Source organism: Streptomyces sp. NPDC054047 (genome assembly GCF_055585065.1).
Genome location: NZ_JBVJKV010000012.1, coordinates 290,751 through 306,682, shown reverse-complemented (window position 1 = coordinate 306,682; position 15,932 = coordinate 290,751). Strand labels below are relative to the sequence as shown.

The 15,932-nt window shown below is 70.2% G+C and carries 12 protein-coding genes; 4 read left to right on the top strand and 8 right to left on the bottom strand.

The features are described from left to right. Positions 1–6: 6 nt before the first annotated feature. The 7 genes from ACZ6ZP_RS35405 to ACZ6ZP_RS35375 form a co-directional block, all read right to left on the bottom strand. A complete protein-coding gene (locus ACZ6ZP_RS35405) occupies positions 7–1,566 on the bottom strand; it encodes an APC family permease (RefSeq protein ID WP_351162756.1) in 1,560 nt (519 codons plus the stop codon). 281 nt (positions 1,567–1,847) lie between these two features. Continuing rightward, positions 1,848–3,326: an aldehyde dehydrogenase family protein gene (locus tag ACZ6ZP_RS35400; protein WP_351162754.1), complete on the bottom strand. Its 1,479-nt coding sequence runs from the start codon at positions 3,324–3,326 to the stop codon at positions 1,848–1,850. After that, on the bottom strand, positions 3,323–5,062 hold the full coding sequence (locus ACZ6ZP_RS35395; RefSeq protein WP_351162752.1) for an N-acyl-D-amino-acid deacylase family protein: 1,740 nt from the start codon (positions 5,060–5,062) through the stop codon (positions 3,323–3,325). The genes ACZ6ZP_RS35400 and ACZ6ZP_RS35395 overlap by 4 nt, the downstream gene beginning before the upstream one ends. A 172-nt stretch (positions 5,063–5,234) precedes the next feature. Further along, positions 5,235–6,362 carry an LLM class flavin-dependent oxidoreductase gene (locus ACZ6ZP_RS35390; protein ID WP_351162750.1) on the bottom strand — a complete coding sequence of 376 codons (1,128 nt, stop codon included), beginning with the start codon at positions 6,360–6,362 and terminating at the stop codon, positions 5,235–5,237. Between the two features lie 127 nt (positions 6,363–6,489). Then, positions 6,490–7,275, bottom strand: a complete 786-nt coding sequence (locus ACZ6ZP_RS35385; protein WP_383819181.1) for an SDR family NAD(P)-dependent oxidoreductase — start codon at positions 7,273–7,275, stop codon at positions 6,490–6,492. Between the two features lie 29 nt (positions 7,276–7,304). Continuing rightward, positions 7,305–8,264, bottom strand: coding sequence for an LLM class F420-dependent oxidoreductase (locus ACZ6ZP_RS35380; protein ID WP_351162746.1), 960 nt, complete (start codon positions 8,262–8,264; stop codon positions 7,305–7,307). 181 nt (positions 8,265–8,445) lie between these two features. Continuing rightward, the gene (locus tag ACZ6ZP_RS35375) at positions 8,446–9,672 is read right to left on the bottom strand and encodes an amidohydrolase family protein (protein ID WP_351163253.1); all 1,227 of its coding nucleotides are present in this window, start codon (positions 9,670–9,672) and stop codon (positions 8,446–8,448) included. A gap of 319 nt (positions 9,673–9,991) precedes the next feature. Between ACZ6ZP_RS35375 and afsR the strand changes: the two genes are divergently transcribed. From afsR to ACZ6ZP_RS35355, 4 genes are all read left to right on the top strand, one after another. Then, positions 9,992–12,940, top strand: a complete 2,949-nt coding sequence (gene afsR, locus ACZ6ZP_RS35370; RefSeq protein WP_366462318.1) for an SARP-family global regulator AfsR — start codon at positions 9,992–9,994, stop codon at positions 12,938–12,940. A 206-nt stretch (positions 12,941–13,146) separates the two neighbouring features. After that, the gene (locus ACZ6ZP_RS35365) at positions 13,147–13,326 is read left to right on the top strand and encodes a sigma-like protein (protein WP_351162742.1); all 180 of its coding nucleotides are present in this window, start codon (positions 13,147–13,149) and stop codon (positions 13,324–13,326) included. 194 nt (positions 13,327–13,520) lie between these two features. Then, entirely contained in the window at positions 13,521–14,141 is a 621-nt protein-coding gene (locus ACZ6ZP_RS35360) for a DJ-1/PfpI family protein (RefSeq protein ID WP_361466192.1), read from the top strand. Between the two features lie 53 nt (positions 14,142–14,194). Further along, positions 14,195–14,824, top strand: a complete 630-nt coding sequence (locus ACZ6ZP_RS35355; RefSeq protein ID WP_361466189.1) for a hypothetical protein — start codon at positions 14,195–14,197, stop codon at positions 14,822–14,824. 2 nt (positions 14,825–14,826) lie between these two features. Here ACZ6ZP_RS35355 and ACZ6ZP_RS35350 read toward each other — a convergent pair whose 3' ends face one another. Continuing rightward, positions 14,827–15,810, bottom strand: a complete 984-nt coding sequence (locus ACZ6ZP_RS35350; RefSeq protein WP_366462316.1) for an alpha/beta fold hydrolase — start codon at positions 15,808–15,810, stop codon at positions 14,827–14,829. Positions 15,811–15,932: the final 122 nt, after the last annotated feature.

Sequence of the window (15,932 nt, the reverse complement as noted above, 5' to 3'; positions counted from 1 at the left end):
CGGGCGTCAGTCCGCGACGACCAGTGCCGGGGTGTCCCGCTTCAGGACCTCGCCCCGGAAGAACGCCGGGCTCTTGCGGCCCATCACCAGCATGATCACCACGCCGAGGAGCAGCAGGCCCACGCCGATCACGAAGACGGAGCCGACGCCGAAGACGGAGGAGCCGCTGCCGTAGGCGGGGTTCCACATGTCCACGAGCGTCTTGACGAAGACCGCGGTCAGCAGGATGCCGCCGAACACCGGGAAGAAGCCCTTGAAGGCGAAGTCGCGCGCGGACGAGAACAGCTCGCGGCGGAAGTACCAGGCGCAGGCGAAGGCCGTCAGCGCGTAGTAGAAGCAGATCATGAGGCCGAGGGCGTAGATCGTGTCGACCAGGACGTGCTCGGAGACCAGCGTCATGACCGTGTAGAAGACGCCGGTCGCGACGCCCGCGACGACCGTCGCTCGGCCCGGGGTCTTGAACCGGGGGTGCACGCGCGCGTAGGACGCGGGCAGTGCCTCGTACGTCGACATCGCGAGGACCGTGCGGGCCACCGGGATGAACGTGGTCTGCAGGCTCGCGGCGGCCGATGCGAGGACGGCGACGAAGAGCAGGATGCCCAGGCCGTTGCCCATGATGGGCCCGGCGAGGGCGGCGAAGACGTTGTCGGAGGTGTCCGGGTTGGCGAGGCCGAGGCCCGTGGTTCCGGAGCCGACGGCCATCTGGGCGGCGATCCCGGTGGCGAGGTAGGAGCCGATCAGGACGACCATCGAGATGAGCGCCGCGCGGCCCGGGGTCTTCTCGCTGCCGGTGGTCTCCTCATTGGCGGTCAGGCACGCGTCCCATCCCCAGAACATGAAGATCGACAGGGAGAGACCGGCCGTGAAGGCGCCGAAGGACTGGACGGAGAACGGGTTCAGCCAGGACCAGGAGAAGTCCATGGACCCGGCGATGTCGCCGCTGCGGGCCTTGCCCAGGGCCATCACGACGAAGAGCGCGAGGACCACCAGCTGAAGCCCCACCAGGAGGTACTGCACCCCCTTGGTCGCCGTCATCCCCCGATAGCTGATCGCCGTCGCCGCCGCGATCAGGGCGAGGCACGTGAGGATGTGGACGGCCTTGTTGTCGTCCAGGGCGGCCACCGAGTCGCTGCTCGTGATCTCGCCGGCCAGGAGCCAGAAGTACGAGGTGGCCACGCCCGCCAGGTTCGACAGGACGATGATCGTGGCGATGACCAGGCCCCAGCCGCACATCCAGCCGATCCGGGGGCCGAAGGCCTTGACCGTCCAGGTGAACGATGTGCCGCAGTCCGGCATGGCCTTGTTGAGCTCGCGGTAGGCGAAGGCCACCAGGAGCATCGGCAGGAAGCCCGCGAGGAAGACCGCGGGCATGGCCAGGCCGACCTCGCCGGCCGTGGAGCCGAGGGTCGACGTCAGGCAGTAGACGGGGGCGACGGTGGAGATGCCGATGACCGCGCTGCCCATGAGGCCGACGGAGTTCCCGCCGAGGCCTTTGGCGCGCACGCCCCCGTCGGGGGAGCCGCTTACCGTGTCTCCGGCCTGGGGCCGTACGTCCAACTGGGTCATGAACAGGACGTTAAGGGCTGCGGTTTCCACATGCGGAGGATGAACATCCGGATCGTTCGGCTTTCAATCTATGGGTCCAGTGGCACGACTGCCATTGATTGACTGGGCAATGCCGGGATATTGGTTTCCGTTGCCAGGCAAAAGCCAGACCGTCCGGTATGCGGGAACCGCAGCACTGTCCGTTTTGCCCTGGTTCTAAATTTTCCCGAGCCATATCCCGCAGCTCACATAGCGGACACTCGCGGCCCCCATCACCCCGGTCACCCAGGTCACCCCCGTCATCAACCCGGCCACACGATTGACTGCAGCTCGCTGTACGCGTGCAGCGCGTACGACCCCACGTCCCGGCCGACACCGCTCCTCTTGAACCCCCCGAAGGGCGCCTCCATGTTCCGGGCGATCGTGTTCACGCCGACCCCGCCCGCCCGCAGCCGCCGCGCGACCCGGAAGGCGCGGGCCACGTCGCCCGACCAGACGTAGTCCAGGAGGCCGTAGTCGCTGTCGTTGGCCAGCGCGATGCCCTCCTCCTCGTCGTCGAAGGGGACCACCACCACGACCGGGCCGAAGATCTCCTCCCGGACCACCCTCATGTCGTTCGTGCACTCCGCCAGCAGCGTCGGGGCGACATAGAAGCCGCGGTCCAGGCCGGGGCCCGCCGGGCGCTCGCCGCCCGCGACGACCCGTGCGCCTTCCTTCCGCCCCAGCTCCACGTACGACTCGATGCGGTCCCGGTGCGCCGCCGAGATCACCGGGCCGACGACCGTTCCCTTCTCGCGCGGGTCGCCGACCTTCATGAAACCGATGTAACCCGTCAGCTTCTCGATCAGGGCGTCGTGGACCGCGCGGTGCGCGATCACCCGTGTCGGTGCCGTGCAGATCTGCCCGCTGTAGAAGGAGTACGTCGTCCCTATCCCCGCCACCGCCGAGTCCAGGTCCGCGTCCTCGAAGACGAGCGCCGCGCCCTTGCCGCCCAGCTCCATCAGCTGCCGCTTCATGTCCCGGCCGCACACCTCGGCGATCCGCTGCCCCACCGACGTCGAGCCGGTGAAGCTCACCATGTCGACGTCCCGGGAGTCCACGGCCGCCTCGCCCACCTCCGGGCGCGCGCCGCTCACCACGTTCACCACGCCCGCCGGCGCCCCGGCCTCCTCGAGGGCCGCCGCCATCCGGTAGACCGACAGCGGGTCCTGCGGCGCGGGCTTGACCACGACCGTGTTGCCCATGGCCAGGGCGGGTGCCACCTTGCCCGCCGGGTTGGCCCAGGGGTTGTTGTACGAGGTGATGCAGGTGACCACGCCCACCGGCTGGCGGACGGTGAGCGCCCCCACTACGCCCGCCCTGCCCATCGGGCCCGCCTCGTTGATCTGCGGCACAAGCGCCGCCTCGACCGGTTCCAGGGCGCCCTTCGCGTACCGCTTGAAGCGCGCCACCGACACCGCGACCTGCATCCCGCGCGCCGTTCCGGTCGTCGCGCCGCTCTCGGCCTGGGCGAGTTCGGCGTACGACGCGAGATCGCGCTGCATGATCGTCGCGGCGCGGTCCAGGACAGCGGCCCGCTCCTCCGGACTCGTGCGCGACCAGGTGGCGAACGCCTCGCGGGCGGCCCCCGCCGCCGCGTGCACCTGCGCGCGGCTCGCCTCGGGGGCCAGGCCCACGACTCCTTCGGTCGCCGGGTTGATCACCTCGTAGTGCCCGCCGTCGGGTTCGATCCACTCGCCGCCGATGAACAGCCGCTGGGTGTCCGGGAGTTGACCGCTCACTTGGTGCTCACCGTCCTGGTGTCCCGGCCCGAACGCAGCACCGTCCCGGGCGTCGCCCCCGTCACCTGGTCCTCGCGGATCGCCTCGACCCCGTTGACCCAGACGGCGTTGACGCCGATCGCCTTGGAGTCGAGGCGCGGGCTGTCGCCGGGCAGGTCGTGCACCAGCGTGGCCTTGCCCGCGTCGATGCGCTCGGGGTCGAAGAGGACGAGGTCGGCGTGGAAGCCCTCCTCGATCCGGCCCCGCTCGCGCAGCCCGAAGAGCTGCGCGGGGTCGTCGGTGAGCATCTTGACCGCCTGTTCCAGGCCGACCAGTTTGCGGCCCCGCAGGCAGTCCCCGATGAACCGCGTCGTGTACGGGGCGCCGCACATGCGGTCCAGGTGCGCGCCCGCGTCGGAGCCGCCCAGCATGACGTCCTCGTGCTGCCAGGTCTCCTGGCGCAGGGCCCACGAGTCGGGGTCGTTGTCGGAGGGCATGGGCCACAGGACCGTACGCAGGTCGTCGTTGGCGCAGATCTCGACGAGGCACTGGAAGGCCTCCTGGCCGCGTTCGGCGGCGATGTCGCCGACGACGCGGCCGGTGAGGCCTTCGTTCTCCTTGGAGTACGTGTCCCCGATGACGTACCGGTCGAAGTTCGAGAGCCGCCGGAAGACCCCGGCCTCCTTGCTGGCGGCGTGGCGCAGCATCTCGCCCCTGACGTCCGGGTCGCGCAGCTTGGCGATCCGCTCGGGGACGGGCAGGCCGAGGACGTCTCCCCAGCCGGGGATCAGGTTCAGGGCGCAGAAGGTGCCGAGCGACATGTTCATGGGGGTGAGGATCGGCATGGTCAGGGCCACGATCCGGCCGCCGGACTTACGGGCGCGCTCGCTGGCGATCAGCTGGCGCGGGACGCGCTCGGGCACGGCGGCGTCGATGGTGAGGACGTTCCAGTTGAGCGGCCGTCCCGCGGCGGCGCTCATCTCGACGAAGAGATCGATCTCGTCGTCGCTGAACTGGTCCAGGCAGCCCGCGACGATGGCTTCGAGCTGTGTGCCCTCGTGCTCGGCGACGGCCCGGCTGAGCGCGAGCAGTTCGTCGGGCTTCGCGTGCCGGGATGCCACCGGCTGTCCGTCGCCGTCCGAGTGGGTGGACGACTGGGTGGTGGACAGGCCCCAGGCGCCGGCGTCCATCGCGTCGTGGAAGAGCCGCAGCATCTCCTCCAGCTGCTCGGGGGTCGGCTGCCCGCCCACGGCGTCCGCGCCCATGACGTACCGCCGCAGGGCACAGTGCCCCACCATGAAACCGGCGTTGACGGCGACGCGCCCCTCCAGGGCGTCCAGATATTCGCCGAACGAGCTCCACGTCCAGGGGGCGCCCTCTTCGAGCGCCACCAGCGACATGCCCTCGACCTTGGACATCATCCGCCGCGTGTAGTCGGCGTCCTCGGGCCGCGCGGGGTTCAACGGGGCGAGTGTGAAGCCGCAGTTGCCGCCCGCGACGGTGGTGACGCCGTGGTTGAGGGAGGGGGTCGCGTAGGGGTCCCAGAAGAGCTGGGCGTCGTAGTGCGTGTGCGGGTCGACGAATCCGGGGGCGAGGATGCGCCCGTGGGCGTCCTCGCTGGTCGTGGCGGTCTCGGTGACGGTGCCGGGCTCGGCGACGACGGCGATGCGCCCGTCCCGGATGCCGACGTCGGCGGTGTACGCGGGGGCGCCGGTTCCGTCGACTACGGTCGCGCCCTTGATCAGGTGGTCGAGCATGGCGAGGTCGTCCCCCTTGAAGGTTTTTTGTGGGTGCGGATTCAGCCCGTCCAGAACGGGTGGGTGGGCGGGAGAAGGCCCGTCCGGCACTTGAGGACAAGCCCGAAGGGCAAAAGGGGTTGCCCCGACCTCCGTCCGGGAGGGGAAGCCGGGGCAGCACAAAGGGGGCGGCTCAACCGCCGGAGGCACCCCGCATGCGCGTGGTGCGGTGAACGGGGTCCGTGTCGATCTTCGGAATCACGTGCTCACCGATCAGCTTGATCGTGTTCTTCGTGTCCTCGGGCGAGATCCCGATCGGCAGGCCGAAGCTGAGCTGATCGGCCCCCGCCTGCTCCCACCGCTTGCACTGCGTGAGCACCTCGTCCGGGTCGCCGCAGATCATCAGCTCCTCGGCGATGAGCAGCTCGATGATCTCCTCGGTGTACTCGGGGAGCAGCTCGGGCCACTCGGGGATGCCCTCGGGGCGCGGGAAGGTGTCGTGGTAGCGGAAGAGCAGCGACTGGAGGTAGTTGAGGCCGCCGCTGACGGCGATCTCCACGGCCTTCTTGTGCGTCTCCGCGCAGATCGCGGTCGAGGTCACCATGACGTTGTCGTTGACGAAGTCGCCGATGGCCTCGGCCTCCTTGACGGCCGTCTTGTACGACTCGACGACCCACTCCATGTCGGAGACCTTCTGCACGCTGAAGCCGAGGACGCCGAGCCCCTTCTTTCCGGCCATCGCGTACGAGGAGGGGGACCCGGCGGCGTACCACATGGCCGGGTGCGACTTCCCGTACGGCTTGGGCAGGATCTTGCGGGGCGGCAGCGACCAGTGTTTGCCCTGGAAGCCGACGTACTCGTCCTGGAGCCACATCTTGGGGAACTCGGCGATGGTCTCTTCCCAGAGTTCCTTGGTGTGGTTCATGTCGGTGATGCCCGGCATGAAGCCCAGTATCTCGTGCGACCCGGCGCCGCGCCCCGTCCCGAACTCGAAGCGTCCTTCGGAGAGATGGTCGAGCATGGCGACCTTCTCGGCGACCTTGACCGGGTGGTTCACCGGGGCGAGCGGGTTGAAGATGCCGGAGCCCAGGTGGATGCGGTCGGTGGCGTGGGCGAGATAGCCGAGGAAGACGTCATTGGCGGAGAGGTGCGAGTACTCCTCCAGGAAGTGGTGCTCGGAGGCCCAGGCGTATTTGAAGCCGGACTTGTCCGCCTGGATGACGTACTCGGTCTCCTCGATGAGCGCCTTGTGCTCGGCTTCGGGGTCGACCTTGGCCCGCTTGGCGGGCACGTATCCCTGTACAAAGAGACCGAATTCCAAGGAGGTTCACCATCCTCGTGAGGTTCTGACGAACGAGTTTCTGACGAACCGTCAGATTGCGATGCGACGACTGTTCCACCGGCGACAGGGACCGTCAATACCCGCGACCCGCCCTACTGACGTTCCGTCAGACAATGCTGACGCCCGCAAGCCACCCCCCGTCGATGACGAACGGCTGCCCGGTGATGTACGCCGAGTCGTCCCCGGTCAGGAAGAGCGCGAGGGCGGCCACTTCCTCCGGCTTCCCGATCCGGCCCAGCGGCACGAGCTTCTTGTAGAGCTCGGCGACGGCCTCCCGCGCCTCATCGGGGTCGGCGGTCGGGTCCAGCTGCGCGGGGTTGGTCATCGGGGTGTCGACGGCCCCCGGGCAGACGGCGTTGACGCGGATGTTCCTGGCCGCCAGCTCCATCGCGGCGACGCGCGTGAGCCCGAGGATGGCGTGCTTGGTCGCGGCGTACGCGCCGACGTACGCCATGCCCGTCATCGCCGTGTACGAGGCGGTGTTCACGATGGTCCCGCCGCCGGCGGCCTCGATCTCGGGCGCGACGGTGCGGATACCGAGGAAGCAGCCGATCTGGTTGACCTGGATGACCTGCTGGAACTCTTCGAGCGGGGTGCTGACGAGTTCGTTGAACCGCAGGATTCCGGCGTTGTTGACCAGGCCGTCCACCTTCCCGAAGGCGTCCTTGGCCGCGACCACGGCGGCCTGCCAGTCGTCCTCCAGGCCGACGTCGAGGTGCACGTACTTGGCCACGTCCCCGCCGAGCTCCTTGGCGAGGGTCTCGCCCTGGTCGTCGAGCACGTCGCCGATGACGACCTTCGCCCCCTCGGCGGCGAAGAGCCGCACCTCCTGCTCGCCCTGCCCGCGCGCCCCGCCGGTGACGATGACGACGCGGCCGTCCAGCTTGCCCATACGAGTCTCCTTGCGTGAGGTCAGGGCTCTCAGTTGAGGTGCGGAGCGACTTCGGCGGCGAACGCCGCCATCTGGTCGGTGAGTTCGGTGCGGCCACGGCTGCGGAACCGCACCTGGATCTGCTGCACGCCCATCGCCCCGTACGCGCGCAGCGACTCGGCGAGGGCGTCCGGCTTCCCGCTGAGCGTCCGCCGCCCCACGGACCAGCCGGGCTCCCCCACGTACAGGGGCTCGGCGATCGCCCCCACGACGATCGGCTCCGCCACCCCCGCCTCCTCGCGAAGGCGCTTGAGCCTGGCGATCTGCGCGGGCAGCTTGTCGCGCGGGTCGCCCTGCGGCAGCCATCCGTCGCCGCGCACGGCGGCCCTGCGGACGGCGGCGGGCGACGAGCCGCCCACCCAGACGGGCACGCGTTCCTGCGCGGGGCGCGGCTGCTGGCCGAGCCCGCTGAAGTCGTAGTGCTCGCCGTGGTGTTCGGGGTACTCCTCGGGCCCGAGGCAGGCCTTGAGAGCGTCGACGGTCTCGTCGAGCACGGACCCGCGCCGCGCGAAGTCGGCGCCCACGGCGTCGAACTCCTCCTGCACGTGCCCGGCGCCCACCCCGAGGATCAGCCGCCCGCCGCTGAGCCGGTCCAGGGTGGCGTACTGCTTGGCGCCGACGAGCGGATGCCGGAGCCCGACGACGGCGACGTGGCTCATCAGCCGTACGTTCTCGGTGATCCCGGCGAGGAAGGAGAGGGTGGCCACCGGGTCGTACCAGACGGTGCTCATGGTGTCGGCGAGCCGGCGCGGAATGGCCACGTGGTCGCAGCTCGCGATGTACGCGAAGCCGCCCCGGTCGGCGGTGCGGGCGATCTCGGCGAGGTCCTCGGTGGTGGCGTCCGCCTCCCACGCCTCCGCGTACATGACGCTCTGGGACTGGATCGGGAGCTGCATCCCGTAGACCAGTCGCCCCTGCGGGAAGATGTGCGCCAGCGCGTTGGCAGCCATGGGAACCCGACCCCTCACCTTGATCTGACGATGTGTCATATACGGCGACGGACTCATCGTCGTAGCTGACGCACCGTCAGGCAAGGGGTCGGAGGCGACTGCCGCGAGCGGCCCCGCGCCGGGCTCCCCCGTCCCGCAGGCCTACGCCCCGTCCCGCAGGCCTACGCCCCGTCCCGCACCCCTACGCCCCGGGCCCCGCCCACAGCCCGTCGCGCGTGAGCCCCAGCAGGTCGATGGCGTTGCCCCGCACGATCCGGTCGATCACGTCCGGCGCCAGGTGCCCCATCTGGGACTCGCCGACCTCCCTGGACTTGGGCCAGGTGGAGTCGGAGTGCGGGTAGTCCGTCTCGTACAGGACGTTCCCGACGCCGATCGCGTCGAGGTTCTTCAGGCCGAAGGCGTCGTCGAAGAAGCATCCGTAGACGTGCTCGGCGAAGAGCTCGGACGGTGGCCGGTGCACCTTGTCGGCGACCCCGCCCCACCCGCGGTTCTCCTCCCAGACCACGTCGGCGCGCTCCAGGATGTACGGAATCCACCCGATCTGCCCCTCGGCGTACATGATCTTCAGGTTCGGGAAGCGCTCGAACTTGCCGCTCATCAGCCAGTCGACCATCGAGAAGCAGCAGTTGGCGAAGGTGATGGTGGACCCGACGGCGGGCGGCGCGTCGGCGGAGGTCGAGGGCATCTTGCTGCTCGACCCGATGTGCATCGCGATGACGGTGCCGGTCTCGTCGCAGGCCCGCAGGAAGGGGTCCCACTCGTCCGTGTGGATGGAGGGCAGGCCCAGGTGGGGCGGTATCTCGGAGAAGGCGACGGCGCGCACGCCGCGGGCGGCGTTGCGGCGGACCTCGGCGGCGGCCAGTTCGGCGTCCCAGAGCGGGATGAGGGTGAGGGGGATGAGACGGCCGTGCGCCTCGGGCCCGCACCACTCGTCCACCATCCAGTCGTTGTACGCCTGCACGCCGAGCAGGCCGAGTTCGCGGTCCTTGGCCTCGGTGAACGTCTGCCCGCAGAAGCGGGGGAAGGTCGGGAAGCAGAGGGCGGACTGGACGTGGTTGACGTCCATGTCGGCGAGGCGGTCGGGCACGCTGAAGGAACCCGGGCGCATCTGCTCGTACGTGATGACCTCGAGCTTGATCTCGTCCCTGTCGTACCCGACGGAGGTGTCGAGGCGGGTCAGGGGCCGGTGCAGGTCCTCGTAGATCCACCAGTCCCCTATGGGGCCGTCGTCCCCCTTCGCCCCCATCACGGGGGCGAACTTCCCGCCCAGGAAGCTCATCGACTTCAGGGGCGCCCGGACGACGCGGGGCCCGCTGTCCCGGTACTTCGACGGGAGCCTGTCCTGCCAGACATGGGCGGGCTCGACGGTGTGGTCGTCCACCGAGATGATCCTCGGGAACGTCGGCAAGGTCTCAGTGGTCTCCATGTGCTCCACGGTAGCGCTGATCTGACGACCCGTCAGCTAGTCGTCGGCGATCCGTCGGCCGCGCACCGGGCGTCCACCGCCCGTTCGCGGGCCGCCCCTTACCGGCCACCGAGTGCGTGGACCCTGTGAGAGCCGTCTCGCACAGCTGACGCATCTGCCATGAACAAGGCAAACTGGCGGGGAGCAAGAACCTGGTAAAGATCTGACCCAGGTGAAGCACGGCAATCGTGGGTAGGGCAGACCCGCGGCGCACGACCAGGCACGGTGACGGACCGGGCACGGCAGGGCAGCAGGGGGAGCGATGGACGGTGTACCGCGAGTACCGGACCAGCGGCGTCCGGCCCCGGGGAACGCCCCCGAGGAACTGAGACCGCACTTCAGCGTGCTCGGCCCCGTACGCGCGTGGCACGGCGCCGAGCACCTCTCCATGGGCTCTCCGCAACAGCGCGCGCTGCTCGCGGCGCTCCTGCTGCGTGACGGCCGCACGGCGACGGCCCACGAACTCATCGACGCCCTCTGGGGCGACGAACCGCCCTCGCAGGCACTGGCCGCGGTCCGCACGTACGCGTCGCGGCTGCGCAAGGTGCTGCCCGCCGGGGTCCTGGTCAGCGAGTCGGGCGGCTACGCGATCGCGGTGGCCGACGGCGCCCTGGACCTCGGGCTCGCGGAGGACCTGTGGGCGGAGGCGGAGAAGGCGCGCGGTGTGGGCGACCTCTGCCAGGCCCGCTCGCTGGTGAACAAGGCGCTGAGCCTCTGGGACGGCGAGCCCCTGGCCAACGTCCCCGGCCCGTACGCGGAGACGGAGCGCACGCGCCTGGAGGAGTGGCGCCTGCAGCTCCTGGAGTCCCGCCTGGACATGGACCTGGAGGTGGGGTGCCACGCGGAGGCGGTGTCGGAGCTGACGGCGCTGACGGCGGCGCACCCCCTGCGGGAGCGGCTGCGCGAACTTCTGATGCTGGCGCTGTACCGCAGCGGGCGCCAGGCGGAGGCCCTCGCGGTCTACGCGGACACGCGCCGCCTGCTCGCCGACGAGCTGGGGGTGGACCCGCGTCCGGGCCTGAAGGAACTCCAGCAGCGGATTCTCCAGGCGGACCCTGCCCTCGCGGAGCCCTCGGCCGCGGCCCCGGAACCAGCGGCGGCGGCCGTCCGCCCGGCCCAGCTCCCGGCGACGGTCCCGGACTTCACGGGCAGGGCGTCCTTCGTGACGGAACTGAGCGAGATCCTGTCGGCGGCGGAGGGCCGGGTGATGGCGGTCTCGGCGCTCGCGGGCATCGGGGGCGTGGGCAAGACGACGCTCGCGGTCCACGTGGCGCACGTGGCGCGGACGTACTTCCCCGACGGGCAGTTGTACGTGGACCTGCAGGGCGCGGGAGCGCGGGCGGCGGAGCCTGAAACGGTCCTCGGCGCCTTCCTGCGCGCCCTGGGCACGGCGGACTCCGCTATCCCGGACTCCCTGGAGGAGCGGGCGGCGCTGTACCGCTCCGTCCTTGACGGGCGTCGGGTCCTGGTGGTCCTGGACAACGCGCGGGACGCGGCTCAAGTCCGCCCCCTGCTCCCCGGCATGGAGGGCTGCGCGGCGCTCGTGACGAGCCGCATCCGGATGGTGGACCTCGCCGGGGCCCACCTGGTGGACCTGGACGTGATGTCTCCCGAGGAGGCGCTCCTCCTCTTCACGCGGATCGTCGGCGAGGAGCGGGTCCAGTCGGAGCGGAAGGCGGCGCTGGACGTGGTCGCGGCGTGCGGCTTCCTGCCGCTGGCGATCCGCATCGCGGCGTCCCGCCTGGCGGCCCGCCGCACCTGGACGGTCTCGACCCTGGCCGCGAAGCTGGCGGACGAGCGGCGGCGCCTGGACGAGCTCCAGGCGGGCGACCTGGCGGTGAAGGCGACGTTCGAGCTGGGCTACGGCCAGCTGGAGCCGGCACAGGCGCGCGCGTTCCGCCTGCTGGGCCTTGCGGACGGCCCGGACCTGTCACTGGCCGCGGCGGCGGCGGTCCTCGACCTCCCGGCCGAGGAGACGGAGGACCTGCTGGAAATGCTGGTCGACACGTCCCTGGTGGAGTCGGCGGCTCCCGGCCGCTACCGCTACCACGACCTTGTACGGCTCTACGCGCGTGCGTGCGCGGAACGGGACGAACCGCCGTCGAGCGGGCGGGACGCGATGTCGCGGCTGCTGGACTTCTACCTGGCCTCGGCGGCCCGGGTGTACGCGATAGAACGGCCGGGCGACCGGACGGTGGACCATCTGGAGGTCACCGAGCACGTGGGCCAGGACTTCAGCGACGACGCGAAGGCACTGGACTGGCTGCACTCGGAGGCGGCCTGCATCCTGGCCTGCGTACAGCAGTCGCTGGGACCCAGGACGCTGCGACGGGCCGTCGATCTGCTGCTGGCCTCCAAGGACTTGGCGGAGTCGGGGGCGAGTGCGCTCCGCTACGAACTGGCCACGTCGGCGGCGCGGGACGCCGCGGCGGCGGTCGGGGACGCCTATGCGGAGGGACGGGCACGGGTCACGCTGGCGCAGGTCCTGAGCAAGGTGGGGCACTTCGACACGGCTTCGGCGGAGTTGGAGCGGGCGTCGGAGCTCGGCGAGAAGTCCGGGGACCCCTGGACCTGCGGGAACGCCCCGAACGAGTTGGGCATCACCGCGTACTGCGTGAACCAGCATGCGGCCAGCGAGGCCTACCTGCTCAAGGCCATCGAGGAGTTCCGTTCCGATGCCAACCGGGCCGGTGAGGCCAGCGCTCTGTGCAACCTGTCTCGCGTACTCGTCTCGATGGGGCGCACGTCCACGGCGATCGACCTCGCCCGACAAGGGATGGCGATCTACGACGATCTCGGCCTCACCTTCCGTCTCGCCAACGCCAAGTGCGCCCTTGCGATCGCTCTGAACCATGTGGGCCGTCACGCAGAAGCTCTGGACCAGCTCACTGACGCCCTGCAGATGTTCGTGGAGAACCGCCAGCGCCTGTGGGAAGGGACAACTCATTTCCGCATTGCCCAGGTTCACCTCTCGGCTCGCCTCTCGGCTCAGGCTGCGCAGCACGCGGAGCAGGCGCTCAGCATCGGCTGCGTCGGTGGCGACTGGATGCGCGCCAACGTCCTGACCCTCCTCGGAAGGTCGCTCAACAGCCTCGGACAGCTCGACCGTGCGCGCGCCTGCTGGCAGGAAGCGCTGGCGATTCACGAAGCCTCAGGAGCCCCGGAAGCCGACGAGGTGCGGGGGCTTCTGGCCCCGATCGCAGCAGCCTGACGACTACGTCCGAGGCGTTCATCGAACGTTTATGGGCTGCTGCCACTCTCTAGGCAATCGATCCGTCGCGTCGGGGGGCAGACGGGTCGCATGGGGCCCCACCGCTAGAGTGATCGGCCCTGAAGCGCCCGTTCGGCAACCCTCGGGGGAGTTTCCGAACGGGCGTTTCGCCCCAGCGCACCGTCAATCCATAGGAGTTCTCAACTATGAGCGACGCCAAGAAGAACGAAGACATCATCACGATGGGCGACGGGCACATCCCCGCCCCGCCGAAGGACGGCCAGATCACCACGCTGGGCGACGGGCACATCCCCGCCCCGCCGAAGGACGGCACAGCCACCACCCAGGGGGACGGGCACATCCCCGCCCCGCCGGCGAAGGACTGAAGACTTACATCCTGACGGGGGGTCGACCGCGGTGGCGCGGAGGGGGAGCCACCGCGGTCGACGCATGTCCGGACGCCTTCCCGCAGCGGCGGGAGCCGGTGGCAGCAAAGGAGGGGTACTCGTCATTGCGGCCGTCGGGCCCCGGCTGAAGACTTGAGCCACGGCACGACACCGCACCCGGGAAAGGGACTCCCATGCAGATCGCGATCCTCCTCTACGACAACTTCACCGTCCTCGACGCGGTAGGCCCCTTCCAGACCCTCGCCGCCCTTCCCGACGCCGAGGTCGTCTTCGTCGCGGAGAACGCGGGCCCGGTCCTGGACGACACCCGCAGCCTCTCCCTCGTGGCGACGAAGTCCCTCGCCGAGGTCGCCAGCCCGGACATCGTCGTCGTACCGGGAAGCCCGGACCCAGCGCTCGACAACCAGGCGATCCTCGAATGGCTGCGCCGCGTCGACGCCACCACCACCTGGACGACCTCCGTCTGCACCGGTTCGCTCATCCTGGCCGCCGCCGGTCTCCTCAAGGGCCGCCGCGCCACGTCCCACTGGCTGGCGCTGGAGCAGATCAAGCAGTTCGGGGTCGAGTCCACGGGAGAGCGCGTCGTCTTCGACGGGAAGTACGTCACCGGCGCGGGCGTCTCCGCCGGCATCGACATGGGCCTCACCCTCGCCGGAAAGATCGCGGGCGACGAGCACGCGCAGACGGTGCAACTGCTCATCGAGTACGACCCCCAGCCCCCGTACGACGCGGGCTCCCCGGACAAGGCCCCGCCCGCCCTGGTGGAGAAGTTCCGGGCACAGGCCACCGCCTAGCCATATCCCCGAGCGGGCCGTGCGCATCGAACAGACGTGGCAGAGTCACCCGCATGGTCCGCATGGTCACCTCAACGCAGCGGCGGCGTCTCGGCGCGGTGTCCGCTCTTCTTGCGGGCGCCGCCCTGCTGTCCGCCTGCGGCGAGAAGCCGCACGACACAGCCGGCGCCCCCGCACCGAGCCAGAGCCCCAGTCCGGCCCCCAGCCCTGCCCCCACCAACTCCCCCTCGCCCGGCGCCTCCCCCTACGTGGAGCCCGGCGTCGTCGACGGCGCGCCTCACAACGGTGAGAACAACGCCTACCGCCGCCCCAGCGACATGTCCCCCGCGAGCGAGGAAGCCGCCGAGGCCGAGGCCGCCCGCATGGAGCCCGTACTCAAGCGGCTCCACGCCAGGAAGAAGTGGGACCCGGACAGCGTGCGGGCCGCGCTCACCGGCGAGCTCGGGTACAAGATCGAGAAGTACGACGGCAAGGGCAAGGTCCTCGGTGGCAGCCTCACGGTCCGCGACATGCGTGAGCGTTACGAGAACGGCGAGTACGTCACCCCCGAGGGCACCATGATCGGCCTCCGCGTACGCGACGACGCCTGCGTCACCGCCTTCGTGCAGCCGACCAATTACGAGGCGAAGGCCAACGGCCCCTTCATGGAGACCGGATGCGTCGAACCGCCCATCGGGCACTGATGTCAGGCCGAGTGCACCCCCCGCACCCACTCCACCAGGAGCCTGTTCACCTCGTACGCCCGCTCCTGCTGCACCCAGTGCCCGCACCCCTCCAGGATGTGCGAGGACACCAGGCCGGGGAGGGTGCGCGGGTATGCCTCGATCGCGTCGGCCAGCCAGGTCGTCGACGCGTCCTGGTCGCCGCCGATGAACAGTGACGGCTGGGTGATCGGGGCTCCGTCCCAGGGGGCCAGGTCCTCCCAGTCGCGGTCGACGTTGCGGTAGCGGTTGAGCGCGCCGGTCAGGCCCGTGCGCTCGAACTCGGCCGCGTAGAAGTCGAGATCGGCCTCCGTCAGCCATGAGGGCAGGCCCGCGGCCGGGGTGAAGCGGTCGGACATGCGGCCGCCCCGGGGCACGAAGTGCGGGCTCGGGGTCTGCGGCGGCGGCATCGTGTCGGCCGACAGGACCGCGTAGAAGCCCGCGAGCCACCCCCGCACATCGGGCTCGATCTCCGCCTCCGCCCTCCCCCGCTCCTGGAAGTAGCTGACGTAGAACTCCTCGCCATCGCCGCCGATCATGGAGAACGCGTCCGTGGGGCGAGGGCCGCCCCGGGGCGCGTACGGAACGCTCAGCAGGCCCACCGCCGTGAAGACGTCCGGCTCCAGCAGCGCCGAGTTCGCCGCGATGCCCGAGCCCCAGTCGTGGCCCACGACCGTCGCGGTCCCGGCCCCCAGCGCGCGTACGACTGCGACGTTGTCGGCGACGTGCGCCAGCATCCGGTACGCGTCCACCTCGCTCGGCTTCGACGAGCGGCCGTATCCGCGTACGTCGATCGCCACCGCCCGGAAGCCCGCCTCGGCGAGGACAGGGAGCTGGTGGCGCCACGAGTACCAGGACTCCGGGAAGCCGTGGACGAGGAGGACGAGCGGGCCCGTGCCCTGCTCCACCAGGTGGATCCGGCCGCCCGGGACGTCCACCAGTCGATGGTGCTGAGTGTGATGCGGCATGTCTTCTCCCGGATCGGTGGATACGCGGTATGTCCTCATGATCCTGGGCTCCCCCCTCCCCCGCCCGCGAGGAACTTTGCCGACTCGGCAAATGGCTCAGGTCGCCGCCCGAAAGTCGTTGG